The organism is Escherichia coli, assembly GCF_036503815.1.
In the GTDB taxonomy this organism is placed as follows: Bacteria; Pseudomonadota; Gammaproteobacteria; order Enterobacterales; family Enterobacteriaceae; genus Escherichia; species Escherichia coli_F.
Genome location: NZ_AP027764.1, coordinates 1722898 through 1742231, shown reverse-complemented (window position 1 = coordinate 1742231; position 19334 = coordinate 1722898). Strand labels below are relative to the sequence as shown.

The window sequence follows — 19334 nt, the reverse complement described above, 5'->3', positions numbered from 1 at the left end:
TTTGCCTCGGCGGTAGATTATCCTCACAGCATATAATTTTGTGCGTTAGTCCACAGATTTGGCCTTAAGGAATTGTTTCAACATGCCCAGGTAATTAGTCTCGTGTCGCTTGGCATTTTTTTATAACGATATTTGTCGTTAAGGACTTCAAGGGAAAACAAACAACATGGTCAAATCTCAACCGATTTTGAGATATATCTTGCGCGGGATCCCCGCGATTGCAGTAGCGGTTCTGCTTTCTGCATGTAGTGCAAATAACACCGCAAAGAATATGCATCCTGAGACACGTGCAGTGGGTAGTGAAACATCATCACTGCAAGCTTCTCAGGATGAATTTGAAAACCTGGTTCGTAATGTCGACGTAAAATCGCGAATTATGGATCAGTATGCTGACTGGAAAGGCGTACGCTATCGTCTGGGCGGCAGCACTAAAAAAGGTATCGATTGTTCTGGTTTCGTACAGCGTACATTCCGTGAGCAATTTGGCTTAGAACTTCCGCGTTCGACTTACGAACAGCAGGAAATGGGTAAATCTGTTTCCCGCAGTAATTTGCGTACGGGTGATTTAGTTCTGTTCCGCGCCGGTTCAACGGGACGCCATGTCGGTATTTATATCGGCAACAATCAGTTTGTCCATGCTTCCACCAGCAGTGGTGTTATTATTTCCAGCATGAATGAACCGTACTGGAAGAAGCGTTACAACGAAGCACGCCGGGTTCTCAGCCGCAGCTAATAAACCGTTTGGATGCAATCCCTTGGCTATCCTGACGAGTTAACTGAAAGCACTGCTTAGGCAGTGCTTTTTTGTTTTCATTCATCAGAGAAAATGATGTTTCCGCGTCTTGATCCAGGCTATAGTCCGGTCATTGTTATCTTTTAAATGTTGTCGTAATTTCAGGAAATTAACGGAATCATGTTCATACGCGCTCCCAATTCTGGACGTAAGCTTATGCTTACCTGCATCGTTGCAGGCGTGATGATTGCGCTACTGGTGAGCTGCCTTCAGTTTTTAGTGGCCTGGCATAAGCACGAAGTCAAATACGACACACTGATTACCGACGTACAAAAGTATCTCGATACCTATTTTGCCGACCTGAAATCCACTACTGACCGGCTCCAGCCGCTGACCTTAGATACTTGTCAGCAAGCTAACCCCGAACTGACCGCCCGTGCGGCGTTTAGTATGAATGTCCGTACGTTTGTGCTGGTAAAAGATAAAAAAACATTCTGTTCATCTGCGACTGGTGAGATGGACATTCCACTCAATGAATTGATTCCGGCGCTCGACATTAATAAAAACGTCGATATGGCGATCTTACCCGGCACGCCGATGGTGCCGAACAAACCCGCAATCGTCATCTGGTATCGCAACCCTTTGCTGAAAAATAGCGGCGTGTTTGCCGCTCTGAATCTCAATCTGACGCCTTCTCTCTTCTATAGCTCACGGCAAGAAGATTACGATGGCGTCGCCCTCATTATTGGCAATACTGCGCTATCTACCTTTTCGTCACGTTTGATGAATGTTAATGAATTAACCGACATGCCGGTCCGTGAAACTAAAATTGCGGGCATTCCTCTGACAGTTCGGCTTTATGCGGATGACTGGACATGGAACGATGTGTGGTATGCATTTTTACTGGGCGGCATGAGTGGAACAATGGTTGGACTTCTCTGCTATTACCTGATGAGCGTGCGTATGCGACCGGGCAGAGAAATCATGACCGCCATCAAGCGCGAACAATTTTACGTGGTATATCAACCAGTGGTTGATACACAAGCTTTGCGGGTAACAGGCCTGGAAGTACTGCTACGCTGGCGGCATCCTGTAGCGGGAGAAATTCCCCCGGATGCCTTCATTAACTTTGCCGAATCGCAAAAGATGATTGTGCCGCTGACTCAGCACCTGTTTGAGTTGATTGCCCGTGATGCCGCAGAATTAGAAAAAGTACTGCCGGTAGGCGTCAAATTTGGCATTAACATTGCGCCGGACCATCTGCATAGCGAAAGCTTTAAAGCTGATATCCAAAAATTGCTCACTTCCCTGCCCGCACATCATTTCCAGATTGTGCTGGAAATTACCGAGCGCGATATGTTGAAAGAGCAAGAAGCCACGCAACTCTTCGCCTGGTTGCATTCAGTCGGCGTTGAAATTGCTATTGATGACTTTGGCACCGGGCACAGCGCGCTTATCTATCTTGAGCGTTTTACGCTCGATTATCTGAAAATTGATCGTGGATTTATCAACGCCATCGGTACGGAAACGATCACTTCACCCGTACTTGACGCGGTGCTGACGCTGGCGAAACGTCTCAATATGCTGACGGTTGCTGAAGGGGTTGAAACGCCGGAACAGGCGCGATGGCTAAGCGAACGCGGCGTTAATTTCATGCAAGGCTACTGGATCAGTCGCCCATTACCGCTGGACGATTTTGTCCGCTGGCTGAAGAAACCGTATACGCCGCAGTGGTAAGGCGTGCTTACGTCCCTTATTATTCATAGTGAAAGCATGCCGGTTTGCGGCTAATGATGAGTAAAAGGAAATCTGTTGCAGATGATTGTGCGCATACTGCTGCTGTTTATCGCTCTGTTCACCTTTGGTGTGCAGGCGCAGGCTATCAAGGAAAGCTATGCCTTTGCGGTACTGGGCGAACCCCGGTACGCGTTTAATTTCAACCATTTTGATTATGTGAACCCCGCCGCGCCAAAAGGTGGGCAGATAACGTTGTCAGCCCTCGGCACCTTCGATAATTTCAACCGCTATGCACTGCGCGGCAACCCGGGCGCACGCACCGAGCAGTTGTACGACACGCTATTTACTACTTCCGATGACGAGCCAGGCAGTTATTATCCGCTGATTGCCGAAAGTGCGCGCTATGCTGACGATTATTCCTGGGTGGAGGTCGCTATTAATCCGCGCGCCCGTTTTCATGATGGTTCCCCCATTACTGCCCGCGATGTAGAGTTTACTTTTCAAAAATTTATGACCGAAGGCGTGCCGCAATTTCGTCTGGTCTACAAAGGCACCACCGTCAAAGCCATTGCACCATTAACCGTGCGTATTGAGTTAGCGAAACCCGGCAAAGAAGATATGTTGAGTCTGTTTTCGCTGCCGGTATTTCCAGAAAAGTACTGGAAGAATCACAAACTTAGCGATCCGCTCGCCACGCCTCCGCTTGCCAGTGGTCCGTACCGAATTACGTCCTGGAAAATGGGGCAAAATATTGTCTATTCCCGCGTGAAAGATTACTGGGCAGCAAACTTACCGGTAAACCGTGGACGCTGGAATTTCGACACCATTCGCTACGATTACTACCTCGATGATAATGTCGCCTTTGAAGCGTTTAAAGCCGGTGCCTTTGATTTGCGTATGGAAAACGACGCCAAAAACTGGGCCACGCGCTATACCGGTAAAAATTTCGATAAGAAATACATCATCAAAGATGAGCAAAAGAACGAATCAGCCCAGGATACGCGCTGGCTGGCGTTTAATATCCAACGTCCGGTATTCAGCGATCGCCGGGTCCGGGAAGCGATCACTCTCGCCTTTGACTTTGAATGGATGAACAAGGCGTTGTTTTACAATGCCTGGAGTCGCACGAACAGTTATTTTCAGAATACCGAATACGCAGCCAGAAATTACCCCGACGCCGCGGAGCTGGTGCTTCTGGCACCAATGAAAAAAGATCTTCCGCCAGAAGTCTTCACACAAATCTACCAGCCGCCGGTATCGAAAGGCGATGGCTACGATCGTGACAACCTGTTAAAAGCCGACAAACTTCTCAATGAAGCGGGCTGGGTGCTGAAGGGTCAGCAACGCGTTAATGCCACAACGGGTCAGCCTCTCAGCTTTGAATTATTGCTTCCCGCAAGCAGCAATAGTCAGTGGGTATTACCGTTCCAGCACAGCCTGCAACGGCTGGGTATCAACATGGACATTCGCAAGGTGGATAACTCGCAAATCACCAACCGCATGCGCAGTCGCGACTATGACATGATGCCGCGCGTATGGCGGGCGATGCCGTGGCCCAGTTCCGATTTACAGATTTCCTGGTCATCGGAATATATCAACTCCACTTATAATGCCCCCGGCGTGCAAAGTCCGGTTATCGACTCGCTGATCAACCAAATTATTGCCGCGCAGGGAAATAAAGAAAAATTACTGCCGTTGGGGCGAGCACTGGATCGCGTATTAACGTGGAATTATTACATGCTGCCAATGTGGTATATGGCGGAAGACCGTCTCGCCTGGTGGGATAAATTCTCTCAACCCGCAGTGCGCCCTGTTTACAGCCTGGGTATCGATACCTGGTGGTATGACGTTAATAAAGCGACGAAACTGCCGTCAGCCAGACAACAGGGAGAGTAGATGGGCGCTTATCTGATTCGCCGTCTGTTGCTGGTGATCCCAACGTTATGGGCGATTATCACTATCAACTTTTTCATCGTGCAAATTGCGCCTGGCGGTCCGGTCGACCAGGCCATCGCCGCCATTGAGTTTGGTAATGCCGGAGTATTACCCGGCGCTGGCGGTGAAGGTGTTCGTGCCAGCCATGCACAAACGGGCGTCGGCAATATCAGCGACAGTAATTACCGTGGCGGACGCGGATTAGATCCAGAAGTGATCGCCGAGATCACTCATCGCTACGGTTTTGATAAGCCGATCCACGAACGTTACTTCAAAATGCTCTGGGACTACATCCGCTTTGATTTTGGCGATAGCCTGTTTCGCAGCGCCTCGGTGCTGACGCTGATTAAAGACAGTCTGCCGGTTTCCATCACCCTCGGATTGTGGAGCACGCTGATTATCTATCTGGTGTCGATTCCGTTAGGCATTCGTAAAGCTGTTTATAATGGTAGCCGCTTTGACGTCTGGAGTAGCGCATTTATCATCATCGGCTACGCCATTCCGGCCTTTTTGTTTGCCATCCTGCTGATTGTCTTCTTCGCGGGCGGCAGCTATTTCGACCTGTTCCCTCTGCGCGGCCTGGTTTCCGCTAACTTTGATTCGCTGCCGTGGTATCAGAAAATCACCGATTATCTGTGGCATATCACGCTGCCGGTGCTGGCGACGGTGATTGGCGGCTTTGCTGCGCTGACCATGCTGACAAAAAACTCATTCCTTGATGAAGTGCGCAAGCAATACGTGGTGACCGCCCGTGCGAAAGGGGTAAGTGAAAAAAATATTCTCTGGAAACATGTGTTCCGCAACGCCATGCTGCTGGTGATTGCCGGTTTTCCGGCGACGTTTATCAGCATGTTTTTTACCGGCTCGCTGCTGATTGAGGTGATGTTTTCACTCAATGGTCTTGGCTTACTGGGCTACGAAGCGACCGTCTCGCGCGATTATCCTGTAATGTTTGGTACCTTGTATATTTTCACCCTGATTGGCCTGCTGCTGAATATTGTCAGTGATATCAGCTATACGCTGGTCGATCCGCGTATAGATTTTGAGGGACGTTAATGTCGCGACTCAGCCCCGTCAATCAGGCCCGTTGGGCGCGTTTTCGTCATAACCGTCGCGGCTACTGGTCGTTATGGATTTTCCTCGTCTTATTTGGTTTGAGTTTGTGTTCTGAACTTATCGCCAACGATAAACCGTTGCTGGTACGTTATGACGGCAGTTGGTATTTCCCGTTGTTGAAAAACTACAGCGAAAGCGATTTTGGCGGTCCGCTGGCAAGCCAGGCTGATTATCAGGACCCGTGGCTGAAACAGCGGTTGGAAGATAAAGGCTGGGTACTGTGGGCACCGATTCGCTTTGGTGCTACCAGTATCAACTTTGCTACCGATAAGCCCTTCCCTTCTCCACCCTCCCGGCAAAACTGGCTGGGAACGGATGCCAATGGCGGCGATGTGCTGGCGCGCATTCTCTATGGCACGCGGATCTCAGTTCTGTTTGGCCTGATGCTGACCCTCTGCTCCAGCGTGATGGGCGTGTTGGCGGGGGCGCTACAAGGCTATTACGGCGGTAAAGTCGATCTCTGGGGGCAACGTTTTATTGAAGTATGGTCGGGGATGCCGACGCTGTTTTTGATTATTTTACTTTCCAGCGTCGTACAGCCTAACTTCTGGTGGCTCTTGGCAATTACCGTCTTGTTTGGCTGGATGAGTCTGGTCGGCGTGGTGCGGGCGGAGTTTTTACGTACCCGTAATTTCGACTACATCCGTGCGGCGCAGGCGCTTGGCGTCAGCGATCGCAGTATCATCCTGCGTCATATGTTGCCAAATGCCATGGTCGCTACCCTCACCTTTTTACCGTTTATTTTATGTAGTTCGATCACCACCCTGACCTCACTCGATTTCCTCGGCTTCGGTCTGCCGCTCGGTTCACCGTCACTCGGCGAACTGCTGTTACAAGGGAAAAATAACCTTCAGGCCCCGTGGCTTGGGATCACCGCCTTCTTGTCGGTGGCGATATTGTTGTCTTTGCTGATCTTTATTGGTGAAGCCGTCCGCGACGCATTTGATCCTAATAAGGCGGTGTAGCATGACGCAAACTCTGTTAGCGATTGAAAATTTGTCGGTGGGTTTTCGCCATCAGCAAACCGTACGCACAGTAGTCAATGATGTTTCACTACAGATTGAGGCTGGCGAAACGCTGGCGCTGGTGGGTGAGTCTGGTTCAGGTAAGAGCGTTACCGCGCTGTCAATTTTACGCCTGCTCCCTTCCCCGCCGGTTGAATATCTCTCCGGCGATATTCGTTTTCATGGCGAATCGCTGCTTCATGCCAGCGATCAAACGTTACGCGGTGTACGCGGTAATAAGATTGCCATGATTTTTCAGGAACCGATGGTGTCGTTAAATCCATTGCATACCCTGGAAAAACAGCTTTATGAAGTGCTTTCACTCCACCGCGGAATGCGTCGGGAAGCGGCTCGTGGCGAAATTCTTAACTGCCTTGATCGCGTCGGTATCCGCCAGGCGGCAAAACGGCTGACAGATTATCCGCATCAGCTCTCCGGCGGCGAACGCCAGCGGGTGATGATTGCGATGGCGCTGTTAACGCGACCGGAATTATTAATTGCCGATGAACCGACCACCGCGCTGGACGTCTCTGTCCAGGCGCAGATTTTACAGCTGTTGCGCGAACTGCAAGGCGAGCTGAATATGGGCATGCTGTTTATTACTCATAACCTCAGTATTGTCAGAAAACTGGCTCACCGCGTGGCGGTAATGCAAAACGGTCGCTGTGTCGAGCAAAATAACGCTGCAACGCTATTTGCCTCACCCACTCATCCTTACACACAAAAGCTACTCAACAGTGAACCATCAGGCGACCCGGTCCCATTGCCAGAACCTGCCTCAACGTTGCTAGATGTTGAACAGCTTCAGGTTGCCTTCCCCATTCGCAAAGGGATTTTGAAGCGCATTGTGGATCATAATGTGGTGGTGAAAAACATCAGTTTTACGCTACGGGCGGGTGAAACACTGGGTTTAGTGGGCGAGTCCGGTTCCGGGAAAAGCACGACGGGACTGGCGCTGCTGCGACTGATTAACTCTCAGGGCAGCATCATTTTTGACGGTCAGCCATTGCAAAATTTAAACCGCCGTCAGCTATTACCTATTCGCCATCGCATTCAGGTGGTATTTCAGGATCCTAACTCCTCGCTCAACCCACGACTCAACGTTTTGCAAATTATCGAGGAAGGTTTACGGGTTCACCAGCCGATGCTTTCTGCCGTGCAACGCGAACAACAAGTGATAGCCGTGATGCATGAAGTGGGATTAGATCCTGAAACACGCCACCGTTATCCGGCGGAGTTCTCTGGTGGTCAGCGGCAACGTATTGCGATTGCCAGGGCGTTAATTCTTAAGCCCTCGCTGATCATTCTTGATGAACCAACATCATCGCTCGACAAAACGGTACAGGCGCAAATATTGACGCTATTGAAATCATTGCAACAAAAGCATCAATTGGCCTATTTGTTTATCAGTCACGATTTGCACGTTGTCCGCGCGTTATGTCATCAGGTTATCGTATTGCGACAAGGGGAAGTAGTGGAACAAGGACCGTGCGCGCGCGTGTTTGCCGCACCGCAGCAGGAGTATACGCGTCAGCTACTGGCGTTGAGCTGACGCTTAAAAAGGATTGTAGTTTGAGAAGGGTTCGGCAATTGCCACACCAAAATTTTTCAATCGGCATGTTGCAGCAAACTCGTCCTGGCGATTTACAAACAGGCACGGCTCACCTTCACACTCCAGTACCGAGCATGGAACTTCGATGTCGCTTAACGCCTGGCTTAGTTTGTACATCACCGACCATGCATTATCACCATCCGGGCTAAGCAATTTAAGCGCCACCAGGCTGTTGTCACCGCACGGTCCATTTTGCGGAATCGGTTCAACCTTCGAACCTGCGAAACCAGCAGACCAGCGATAGTTCTGCGGCAGTCGATGGACGATTGAGAGTTGTAATGAAGTCACTTATTTTCCCCGGAAGCACATTTACTTCACAATTTGTTTACATCAATTTTAACACATCATCAACAATCCGTCTTTATACAGATCGTAAAGATTGATGCCTCGCCAGCGTGGCCTCTATGGCTCTGATTTAAATAATATCTGCGGGCGTGGTCACGTTTGCGGGGCTATATGTACCCGTTTCTGCGATCTAACTCAACCTTTTTAACTACAATGATGTGACTTTTTACATAAATTGATTTTACATAAAATAAACATATGTCGGGGGAATGATGGATTTGTGGTTGACATGCATCAACAAAGGAAGCCTTTTAGCTTCCTCGTTGTGCAATAGATCACCGTTTTTTCGGCCGACTGGCGTACAGACAGAAGAGAATGGAGCTGGTTGCGCAGAATGCAATTGACCAAATCATCGGCCATGCAGAGTTAAAGGTCGCAAGAGAAAGCAATGCGCCAACAATTGCCCCTATGCCAAAACGGAAGGTTCCTGCCAGCGAAGATGCCGTTCCCGCCATATGGGGAAACTCATCAAGAATGACCGCCATCGCATTAGATGACACCATCGACACGCAGCCCACAAACGCCGCAACGCCAACTACCAGCGACCAGAATCCCAGCCCCAGCAGCGCACTGATGACCATCCACGCCGCCATAATAAACTGTATCCACAACCCCGAGCGGAACATATTTAACGCGCCAATACGGCGGACGAAGCGACTGTTAAAGATGGTCATCACGAACAGGAAAACAATGTTTAGCGCAAAGTAATAACCAAAGTTTTCCGGCGCGACGTGGTTAATTTCAATGTAGACAAACGGTCCGGCGCTCAGGAACGAGAACATTCCGGCAAAGCTGAAACCGCTGGCCAGCATATAACTCAGGACACGCTTATGGCGGAACAGTGCCGCAAAGTTACCAATAGTGGTACGAATGTGAAATGGCTGACGGCGCTCTGGCGGCAACGTTTCTTTAATCAGGAAGAAAATCATTGCCGAAGCCAGAATCGCCGCCAATGCCAGGATCCAGAAGATGTAATGCCAGCTTAACCATACCAGCACCCAGCCGCCGACAATCGGTGCCATCAACGGTGCAATAGTGGTCACCAGCATGACAAACGACATCATCCGCGAGAACTCTTCTTTCGGGTAGATATCGCGCATCAGGGCGTTAATGACCACGCTGGCCGCAGCCGCAGCCAGACCGTGGAAGAAACGCATCACAATCAGCTGATCGATGGTTTGTGCCAACGCACACGCCACCGCGGCGGCGGCAAACACCAGCGTACCGCCAAGAACCACCGGCTTACGCCCGAAACTGTCTGCCATCGGCCCGTAGATTAACTGCCCCAACGCAAAGCCCAGAATATAAGTACTGAGGGTCATCTGCGTACTGCCCGCAGGTACGCCAAATTGCGCTGAAATTACCGGTAGCGCGGGCAGATACATATCAATCGACAGCGGCATCAACATGGCCAGCAGGCCAAGGATAAAAACAATAGCAAACGACGAATGCTGTCGGGTGGTCACAACGGGCTCCTGAAAGTCATTAAAAAGTTAGACGACGCTGGCAATTTCTTCTTCAGTTAACGGACGATATTCACCGGGGGCTAAATCAGCATCCAGCGTAATGCCGCCAATACGTTCACGATGCAGCTCAACCACGTGGTTACCCACGGCGGCGAACATGCGTTTCACCTGATGATAACGCCCTTCGCTGATGGTCAGACGAACCTGCGTTGGGGTAATCACTTCCAGCATCGCCGGCTTAGTGAGATCTTTTTCGTTATGCAGCTGCACGCCTTTAGCAAATTGCTCTGCCGTATCGTCAGCTACGGGTGATTCCAGCGTCACCAGATAGGTCTTCTCGCAATGATGGCGCGGAGAAGTAATGCGGTGCGACCACTGACCATCATCAGTCATCAGCACCAGACCGGTGGTATCGATATCCAGACGCCCTGCGGCGTGCAGTTTCCACGCTACCGGTTCATCAAGAAAATAGAGCACCGTTGGGTGATCCGGGTCATCAGTTGAGCAAACATAGCCCTGAGGCTTATTGAGCATGAAGTAACGTGGACCGTGTTGCTGCGCCAGCGGATTGCCATCGTAAGCGACTTCATGTTCAGGTAGAAGTTTGAACGCTGCGTTACGGACGATTTCGCCATCGACGGTGACACGATTGCCGCGGATTTCACGCCCGGCAATAGCACGGCTAACGCCGAGTTGCTGTGCGATAAATTTATCAAGTCGCATGTGTGTGATTTTGCCTGTAAAAACGGAGGTCGGGCATTGACCCGAAAATCTGAACTGTTGTCTGCCCAGTATAGCGGTCTAATAACATCCCTCAAGGGAAAAAGATCCATGGCATACTATTAGCAGAATAATCTACCTACGCGAGACCATGATTTTTACACTCCGTCCATATCAGCAAGAAGCCGTGGATGCCACGCTCAACCATTTTCGTCGTCATAAAACCCCTGCCGTTATCGTGCTGCCCACCGGTGCAGGTAAAAGCCTGGTGATAGCGGAACTGGCGCGGCTGGCGCGTGGTCGTGTGCTGGTGCTGGCACACGTTAAAGAGCTGGTGGCGCAAAACCATGCAAAATATCAGGCGCTGGGGCTGGAAGCCGATATTTTTGCCGCCGGGCTGAAGCGTAAAGAGAGCCACGGTAAAGTAGTATTTGGCAGCGTGCAATCGGTCGCCCGTAACCTTGATGCCTTTCAGGGTGAATTTTCACTGTTGATTGTCGATGAATGCCATCGTATTGGTGACGATGAAGAAAGCCAATATCAGCAAATCCTCACTCACCTGACAAAAGTGAATCCCCGCTTACGCCTGTTAGGGCTGACTGCCACGCCTTTTCGGTTGGGCAAAGGCTGGATTTATCAGTTTCATTATCACGGCATGGTACGCGGCGATGAGAAAGCCCTTTTCCGCGACTGTATTTATGAGCTGCCGCTGCGTTATATGATTAAACACGGCTATCTGACGCCGCCAGAACGACTGGATATGCCAGTAGTGCAATACGATTTCAGCCGATTGCAGGCACAGAGTAACGGGCTGTTCAGCGAAGCCGATCTCAACCGCGAGCTGAAAAAACAGCAACGTATTACCCCGCACATCATCAGCCAGATTATGGAGTTCGCCGCAACGCGCAAAGGGGTGATGATTTTCGCTGCGACAGTCGAACACGCAAAAGAGATTGTCGGCTTGCTGCCCGCTGAGGATGCAGCACTTATTACCGGCGACACGCCAGGCGCTGAACGCGATGTATTAATTGAAGATTTTAAAGCCCAGCGTTTTCGCTATCTGGTCAACGTCGCGGTACTGACCACCGGATTTGACGCCCCGCACGTCGATCTTATCGCTATTCTGCGCCCTACCGAATCAGTGAGTCTTTACCAACAAATTGTCGGGCGCGGTCTGCGTCTGGCTCCCGGCAAAACTGATTGCTTAATTCTTGATTATGCGGGTAATCCTCACGATCTCTACGCGCCGGAAGTTGGTACACCTAAGGGCAAAAGCGACAACGTTCCGGTACAGGTTTTCTGCCCTGCCTGTGGTTTTGCCAACACCTTTTGGGGGAAAACGACCGCTGACGGGACATTGATTGAACACTTTGGTCGTCGTTGTCAGGGATGGTTTGAAGATGACGACGGTCATCGCGAACAGTGTGACTTCCGCTTCCGTTTTAAGAATTGCCCACAATGTAACGCAGAAAATGATATAGCCGCCCGCCGCTGCCGCGAATGTGACACCATTCTGGTTGATCCGGACGATATGTTAAAAGCGGCGCTACGACTGAAAGACGCGCTGGTATTACGCTGTAGCGGCATGTCTTTACAGCATGGGCACGACGAGAAAGGCGAATGGCTGAAAATCACCTATTACGATGAAGACGGCGCGGATGTGAGTGAGCGTTTCCGTCTGCAAACGCCCGCCCAGCGTTCCGCCTTCGAGCAGCTTTTTATCCGCCCGCATACGCGTACACCGGGCATCCCTCTGCGCTGGATCACCGCTGCTGATATCCTCGCCCAACAAGCGTTGCTGCGCCATCCGGATTTCGTCGTCGCACGAATGAAAGGCCAGTACTGGCAAGTGCGCGAAAAAGTGTTTGATTACGAAGGTCGTTTTCGTCGGGCACACGAATTACGCGGTTAATGGTAGTTTTAATTGATGTGCAAGGCGATTGAGTATAGAATCTCGCCCGCTTTTGCATATGCAAAGCAGATCACTTACCTGTTGCTGGGTCGCCTGTAGCAGGATTAATTTAAGAGAGAAAGAAATGTTTACTATCAACGCAGAAGTACGTAACGAGCAGGGTAAGGGTGCGAGCCGCCGCCTGCGTACCGCTAACAAATTCCCGGCAATCATCTACGGTGGCAACGAAGCGCCGCTGGCTGTTGCTCTGGATCACGACAAAGTCATGAACATGCAAGTTAAAGCTGAATTCTACAGCGAAGTTCTGACCATCGTTGTTGACGGTAAAGAAATCAAAGTTAAAGCTCAGGACGTACAGCGTCACCCGTACAAACCTAAGCTGCTGCACATCGACTTCGTTCGCGCTTAATCGCTGAATAAGTTGTAAAAAAAACCCCGCTCCGGCGGGGTTTTTTGTATCTGCAAATTATGCCTGATTACGGTATTGCTATTTTTTGTAGGCCAGATAAGGCGTTCACGCCGCATCTGGCATTCATAACACCAAACCGATTAATTGCCGCCAGACGTCCGGCGCTGCAATTGATCGCGCAGGTTCGGCGGCGTGCCTTTAATGGTCAGGGTATCGGTCGCCGGATCCCAGAAAATCCGTTCGCCCAACAGCATCGCATCAAAGTTAATAGTCAAGCCACCGCCGCTACCGGCAAACTTCGTCAACTGACGCAACGTGCTACGGTCTGCCGGGAAGCTCTCTTCAAGTTCGTAGCCTTTTTCAGCCGCAAATTCCGTGAAGCTCACTTCGCTGACGCCCGCCAGCTCTTTCGACAGCGATTCAAGCTCGATCTCTTCACCCGCCTGCAATTGCTCATTACAGTAGCTGTAGACCTGCTGACGCACGTTCTGCCGTTCTGCTTTATCCAGTTGTGCTTCGGCAGTGAAATCATCAACCGCCTGCAATAATCCGCGGTTTTGCGCTTTCGCGTTCAACCCTTCGCTGGCACCGAGGAAGTCCATGAAGAAATCGGCCACTTTGCGCCCTACTCGCCCTTTCAGGAAAGTGAGATAGCGGGTCGACTCTGGATTGGTTTCCCACTCGGTTAAATCGATACGCGCAACAATATCCGCATGATTGATATCAAGATAATGGGTTGGGTTGATGTCGAGATTTTCGTTAACACGCATACTGCTCAGGTTGCTCAGAACTGCCACCAGCAGATACTCCACCGCCAGATAGCGATAGTGGCAAAACAGCACGAATCCACCGTCAGCAAAAGGATATTTCGCTAATTCGTCACGCAGGCGACCGGTTGCCGCGCGGCTAAATGCCAGAAAGTCCTCTTCGCCCTGACGCTGTAAGCGCAGCGTCTGCGCCAGTTCACTCTCTTCGCTGAACAAGCCGTATGCTTTATTTTTGGCGCTATAGACCCGATGCAGTTCTGCCACCATCTCAACGACGGTTTCCGTCGGTTCCAGCAATGAATCGCGCAACACCAGCTCAAGGTTCTGCTCATCACGCTTGATAAGCTGGTGCAGAGCAATCTGGTTGATATCCAGACTCATGATAAACTCTCCTTTAAGACCGGGCGGTATTCAACCACCGCCGGTTAAGCGACGCAATAAAAGATGGCGGTCATTTTACAGAAGGCGGCGTAACGAGAATGATTTAACGCATAAAAAAGCAGAAAAAAAACCGTTGCTACGGTAATATGTTGCCCTTTCATCAACTAACTGATTTCGATTTATGCCACAAATTTCCCGCTACAGTGATGAACAGGTTGAACAATTGCTCGCAGAGCTGCTCAACGTACTGGAAAAACATAAGGCTCCGACCGACCTTTCCCTGATGGTGTTAGGCAACATGGTCACTAACCTTATCAACACCAGCATTGCCCCGGCCCAACGCCAGGCTATTGCCAACTCTTTTGCCCGCGCCTTACAGTCCTCTATCAACGAAGACAAAGCGCACTAAGGGAAACAGATAACAGGTTATGGTAACTCATCGTCAGCGCTACCGTGAAAAAGTCTCCCAGATGGTCAGTTGGGGGCACTGGTTTGCACTGTTCAATATTCTGCTTTCGCTCGTCATTGGCAGCCGTTACCTGTTTATCGCCGACTGGCCGACAACGCTTGCTGGTCGCATTTATTCCTACGTAAGCATTATCGGCCATTTCAGCTTCCTGGTGTTCGCCACCTACTTGCTGATCCTCTTCCCGCTGACTTTTATCGTCGGCTCCCAGAGGCTGATGAGGTTTTTGTCCGTCATTTTAGCAACGGCGGGAATGACGCTATTACTGATCGATAGCGAAGTCTTTACTCGTTTCCATCTCCATCTTAATCCCATCGTCTGGCAGTTGGTTATCAACCCAGACGAAAATGAGATGGCGCGCGACTGGCAGCTGATGTTCATTAGCGTGCCGGTTATTTTATTGCTTGAACTGGTGTTTGCGACGTGGAGCTGGCAAAAGCTACGCAGCCTGACGCGTCGTCGGCGCTTCGCGCGCCCGCTGGCCGCATTCTTATTTATCGCTTTTATTGCCTCGCATGTGGTGTATATCTGGGCCGATGCCAACTTCTATCGCCCGATCACCATGCAGCGCGCTAACCTGCCGCTTTCGTACCCGATGACGGCGCGACGTTTTCTTGAGAAGCATGGTCTGCTTGATGCGCAGGAGTATCAACGCCGTCTTATTGAGCAAGGTAACCCAGACGCTGTTTCCGTTCAGTATCCGTTAAGCGAGCTGCGCTATCGCGATATGGGCACCGGGCAGAATGTGCTGTTGATCACTGTCGATGGCCTGAATTACTCACGCTTCGAGAAACAGATGCCTGCGCTGGCAGGTTTTGCTGAGCAAAATATTTCGTTCACGCGCCATATGAGCTCCGGCAACACTACAGACAACGGCATCTTTGGCCTGTTCTATGGCATCTCGCCAAGCTATATGGACGGCATTCTGTCGACCCGTACGCCTGCGGCGTTAATTACTGCGCTTAATCAGCAAGGCTATCAGCTGGGGTTATTCTCGTCAGATGGCTTTACCAGCCCGCTGTATCGCCAGGCATTGTTGTCAGATTTCTCGATGCCGAGCGTACGTACCCAATCCGACGAGCAGACCGCCACGCAGTGGATCAACTGGCTGGGCCGCTACGCACAAGAAGATAACCGCTGGTTCTCGTGGGTCTCTTTCAATGGCACTAACATTGACGACAGCAATCAGCAGGCATTTGCACGGAAATATAGCCGGGCGGCAGGCAATGTCGATGACCAGATCAACCGCGTGCTCAATGCACTGCGTGATTCTGGCAAACTGGACAATACGGTGGTGATTATCACTGCCGGCCGGGGTATTCCGCTGAACGAAGGGGAAGAAACCTTTGACTGGTCCCACGGTCATCTTCAGGTGCCATTAGTGATTCACTGGCCCGGCACACCGGCGCAGCGTATTAATGCCCTGACCGATCATACCGATCTGATGACGACACTGATGCAACGCCTGCTACATGTCAGCACACCTGCCAGCGAATATTCACAAGGTCAGGATTTGTTCAACCCCCAACGCCGTCATTACTGGGTTACGGCTGCGGATAACGATACGCTGGCAATTACCACCCCGAAAATGACGTTAGTGCTGAACAATAACGGTAAATACCGCACGTACAACTTACGTGGTGAAAGAGTGAAAGATGAAAAACCACAGTTAAGTTTGTTATTGCAGGTGCTGACAGACGAGAAGCGTTTTATCGCTAACTGATTAATTATAAATCAGTTAGCGAAATATCTTACTTGCATTCGTTGTGGAAAACGGTAGTATTAGCAGCCACGAGTCGGCACGTAGCGCAGCCTGGTAGCGCACCGTCATGGGGTGTCGGGGGTCGGAGGTTCAAATCCTCTCGTGCCGACCAAAAATCCCAAGAAAACCAACCTATTGCGGTTGGTTTTTTTATATCTGCGATTAATTTGATAAACAGACCGCGACACATTACGGCCTGTTTATTTTCTGATATCAGAACGTCCAGACCACACCCGCCTGGGTATTCCACGGTGATTCTACCCCCGCGCCATTGCCATAGCTGACTGACAAATGACCGCTTAACGTCGGGGTAAACGATGACCTTATTCCAGCCTGATAAACGCCACGGGTTCCAGCCACGTCATTATTAAATTTGCCGTCGTCATTAACATTCACCTGGTTAGAATCGGCGTATTCCTGACGCACGGCGGCTTTCAGCCAGGGTTCCAGCGTCGTACCGTTTTGCAGGTCCATGTGATAGCTTACCGCCGTTCCCGCTTCAGCGCGTAATATGCGGGTATTTCCCACATCCGCGCGCATGCCGTTTGATAACGTGTAGTCCTGACCATCTGTGGTAAAGCCGGTAAAGGCGAGATAGGGTCTAACACTCCACAATCCGTCAACCCAACGGAACCCGCTCTCAACATGAGCACCCGCGCCGTTACTATTGTAATCGCCAAACGCTGTTGCCCCATTACTCATCTTGCCATGGATGGTGTTGGCAAAACGGTCAACTTTCACCACCCCATCAACATAGGCACCGTTCTGATGCTCCCAACCGGCATAAGCCCCCAGGGTGTAGCTATCAATATTGCCTTTGCCGCCGCGATCAAAACCAATATCAGAATGAGAGTAACCAAAGAACAAGCCGCGAATTGTGCTGCTTTCTTCACGGGAGAAATGGCTATCGATACCGAGCGTCAGCCCCGTCAATGTTTGCTCAAAGCCAGCTCCCGCATCAGTGGTCACGTTGTTGCGGGTGTTAATTGCCGAACTCCACATCGCCGTATCGTAATTAACGCCTTTTACGCTACCAAGACGCTCACGCACGGTGTCCAGTTCTGCATCAAATACCAGCGGTTGTGCTGCCGCCATATTCAGCACATCAGTGGTTGAAGGGGTAATTTGCGCGCGATTCTCTGCCAGACTCCAGCTATGGTTGCCATTATCCAGCAAGGTATATTCATACGTACCGATATCAACAACGCCTCCGGCATTGCCCAAGGTAAATGCAGCATCACCGCCGCCCGTTGTTACCAGTGTAAGGCTATCACCTGCTGCCGGGCTGGCCCCCGTGTCCGTCACAAATATTTTGAAATCACCTGTTGCCTGACCGGTCACGTTGAGCCGATCGCTCTGATGATTAGCCATATCGGTGCGCATATAAAAATTGCCGTTTCCCGACAGGGTATTGGTGGTCAACGTAGTGAAATTTTCCGCACTTGCCGTCACAGATGAACGAGTCACTGGCTCAGCCATCATAACGACAGTTCCGTCTGACATCACCAGGTTTGCTAAATTGAGACGGGTGTTTTGGTTTATATTATTGATATCGGCAATAATAGCCCAAAAACTCTCTTCGATAGAAACATCTGCTTTACTGGTATCCACTGCGCCATGCGTTCTTAAAGATGCACCATCAGAAACCACCACGTCACCTAATAATGTAGCCGGTGTATAAAAATTTAATTCCAGCGCCATTGCATCAATAATGCCCTCATTTCCTCTGACTGTTACGTTAACCATTGTGCCAGTCCAGACATTAGCGCGACCATTATCGATAACCATATTTTCAGATATAGCATTTGAGGAATATTTTATGCTTCCATTCTGCACTGACCGACCAAGATCATAAACTGCATGTGCCTGCACTCTCGTACCAGTATCTCTTCCCAACGATTGCATGGTTGCATGCTCATCAAGGATAGTGTCAATTGCCTGAGTGCCCTCCATAACAATTAGCCCGGAACCATCATCCAGTTCATAATTTTTTGACACACCATCTTTTATACTAAATTGGCCTTTACTGTTTGTACCACTCACTTCCAGCGCATTCGTTGAAACAATTAATTTTCCGCCTGCTTTTTTGTCAACGCCAGTTGCAGTCCCGCCATCCATAACCTCCAGTAAACCACCACTATCCACAGTGGTATTATAAGCGAAGTCATTCTCTTCAACCCGCAAACTTCCGCCGTTTTCCAACAGCATATTGTTAGCAACCCCATCTTTGATATCAAACTGACCGAGACGGTTTGTTCCGAATACCTCCATGGCCCGCGTGGTTGTTTTAATCGCACCGCCTGCTTTCTGATCTACCGCAAATGCTAATCCGCCATCTTTAACCTCCAGTAGTCCTCCCTTTTCGATAACGGCGAAGATGGCAATGCCTTCGGTTTCAACGAGTAAGCGCCCGCCTTTAATAGTGGCTTCATTAGCAGCTCCATAAACCTGTAACACACCATTATTGATGGTAGTTTGGTTTGCTGCACCACCCAATTGAACAATTTGATAACCATCATTTAATACTGAGTATTCTGCTGAGCCATATGCTTCAATGTACTGATACCCTCCGTTGATTTCAGCATTATTACTTACACCACATTCTTTTATATGCTGTTCTCCGCTGGGAGTGATTTTCGTATTATTTGCGGTCCCATAAACCAGCTGGATATCTTTTTCCAGGACAACACCATCAACAGTCGTTCCATACTCAACAGTTGATGCCAATGCTATGGGAGAATATAACGCTGTAGCCACCAGAACAGATATTGCGGAACGACAAAGAGAAACAGAACCAGAGTGATGCATTAATCTTTCATCCTATGAAATTAATTGCTGTAAAAGCATTGGGTACTGAAAATACCCATAGCGCCATACCCGGAGTCAGTTTTTAAAAACTGTTTAAAGAAATGCACAAGTATTGTGATTGATTTTTTAGTTGTTTTTCTTGATGAGAAGCTGATGCAAAA

15 protein-coding genes and 1 tRNA gene are annotated in these 19334 nt (G+C 50.0%); 11 read left to right on the top strand and 5 right to left on the bottom strand.

The window, feature by feature from the left end; all coding sequences use genetic code 11:
• Positions 1–166 precede the first annotated feature (166 nt).
• The 6 genes from mepS (at position 167) to yejF (ending at position 8077) form a co-directional block, all read left to right on the top strand.
• Positions 167–733, top strand: coding sequence for a bifunctional murein DD-endopeptidase/murein LD-carboxypeptidase (gene mepS, locus AABJ99_RS08340; RefSeq protein WP_000241011.1), 567 nt, complete (start codon positions 167–169; stop codon positions 731–733).
• A 180-nt stretch (positions 734–913) separates the two neighbouring features.
• On the top strand, positions 914–2470 hold the full coding sequence (gene pdeN / locus AABJ99_RS08335) for a cyclic di-GMP phosphodiesterase (protein WP_039020517.1): 1557 nt from the start codon (positions 914–916) through the stop codon (positions 2468–2470).
• A gap of 81 nt (positions 2471–2551) precedes the next feature.
• Positions 2552–4366, top strand: coding sequence for an extracellular solute-binding protein (gene yejA, locus AABJ99_RS08330; RefSeq protein ID WP_039020516.1), 1815 nt, complete (start codon positions 2552–2554; stop codon positions 4364–4366).
• A complete protein-coding gene (yejB, locus tag AABJ99_RS08325) occupies positions 4367–5461 on the top strand; it encodes a microcin C ABC transporter permease YejB (RefSeq protein WP_000501604.1) in 1095 nt (364 codons plus the stop codon).
• A complete protein-coding gene (gene yejE, locus AABJ99_RS08320) occupies positions 5461–6486 on the top strand; it encodes an ABC transporter permease (RefSeq protein WP_000088899.1) in 1026 nt (341 codons plus the stop codon). Before yejB ends, yejE begins: the two co-directional genes overlap by 1 nt.
• A gap of 1 nt (position 6487) precedes the next feature.
• On the top strand, positions 6488–8077 hold the full coding sequence (gene yejF, locus AABJ99_RS08315; protein ID WP_039020515.1) for a microcin C ABC transporter ATP-binding protein YejF: 1590 nt from the start codon (positions 6488–6490) through the stop codon (positions 8075–8077).
• 3 nt (positions 8078–8080) lie between these two features.
• Here yejF and yejG read toward each other — a convergent pair whose 3' ends face one another.
• From yejG to rsuA, 3 genes are all read right to left on the bottom strand, one after another.
• The gene (yejG, locus tag AABJ99_RS08310) at positions 8081–8425 is read right to left on the bottom strand and encodes a YejG family protein (protein ID WP_000202798.1); all 345 of its coding nucleotides are present in this window, start codon (positions 8423–8425) and stop codon (positions 8081–8083) included.
• Between the two features lie 332 nt (positions 8426–8757).
• The gene (bcr, locus tag AABJ99_RS08305; protein ID WP_000213375.1) at positions 8758–9948 is read right to left on the bottom strand and encodes a multidrug efflux MFS transporter Bcr; all 1191 of its coding nucleotides are present in this window, start codon (positions 9946–9948) and stop codon (positions 8758–8760) included.
• Between the two features lie 27 nt (positions 9949–9975).
• Positions 9976–10671, bottom strand: a complete 696-nt coding sequence (rsuA, locus tag AABJ99_RS08300; protein ID WP_032184630.1) for a 16S rRNA pseudouridine(516) synthase RsuA — start codon at positions 10669–10671, stop codon at positions 9976–9978.
• 148 nt (positions 10672–10819) lie between these two features.
• Between rsuA and radD the strand changes: the two genes are divergently transcribed.
• Together radD and rplY are read left to right on the top strand one after the other, a co-directional pair.
• Positions 10820–12580 (top strand): DEAD/DEAH box helicase, encoded by a 1761-nt coding sequence (radD, locus tag AABJ99_RS08295; RefSeq protein ID WP_039020514.1) that lies wholly within the window; start codon positions 10820–10822, stop codon positions 12578–12580.
• A 124-nt stretch (positions 12581–12704) separates the two neighbouring features.
• Complete coding sequence (gene rplY / locus AABJ99_RS08290; RefSeq protein WP_000494197.1) at positions 12705–12989, top strand: 50S ribosomal protein L25; 285 nt, start codon at positions 12705–12707, stop codon at positions 12987–12989.
• 140 nt (positions 12990–13129) lie between these two features.
• Here the strand turns inward: rplY and yejK are convergent, their stop codons facing one another.
• Positions 13130–14137 carry a nucleoid-associated protein YejK gene (gene yejK / locus AABJ99_RS08285; RefSeq protein WP_000050789.1) on the bottom strand — a complete coding sequence of 336 codons (1008 nt, stop codon included), beginning with the start codon at positions 14135–14137 and terminating at the stop codon, positions 13130–13132.
• A gap of 181 nt (positions 14138–14318) precedes the next feature.
• Between yejK and yejL the strand changes: the two genes are divergently transcribed.
• The 3 genes from yejL to AABJ99_RS08270 all read left to right on the top strand — a co-directional run bounded on the left by yejL (position 14319) and on the right by AABJ99_RS08270 (position 16477).
• Positions 14319–14546, top strand: coding sequence for a YejL family protein (gene yejL, locus AABJ99_RS08280; RefSeq protein ID WP_001135667.1), 228 nt, complete (start codon positions 14319–14321; stop codon positions 14544–14546).
• 19 nt (positions 14547–14565) lie between these two features.
• Entirely contained in the window at positions 14566–16326 is a 1761-nt protein-coding gene (yejM, locus tag AABJ99_RS08275) for an LPS biosynthesis-modulating metalloenzyme YejM (protein ID WP_039020513.1), read from the top strand.
• A 74-nt stretch (positions 16327–16400) separates the two neighbouring features.
• Positions 16401–16477: transfer RNA gene (locus AABJ99_RS08270), tRNA-Pro, on the top strand.
• Positions 16478–16578: 101 nt separating this feature from the next.
• Here the strand turns inward: AABJ99_RS08270 and yejO are convergent.
• Positions 16579–19173 (bottom strand): autotransporter YejO, encoded by a 2595-nt coding sequence (gene yejO / locus AABJ99_RS08265; RefSeq protein WP_039020512.1) that lies wholly within the window; start codon positions 19171–19173, stop codon positions 16579–16581.
• Between the last annotated feature and the right edge of the window lie 161 nt (positions 19174–19334).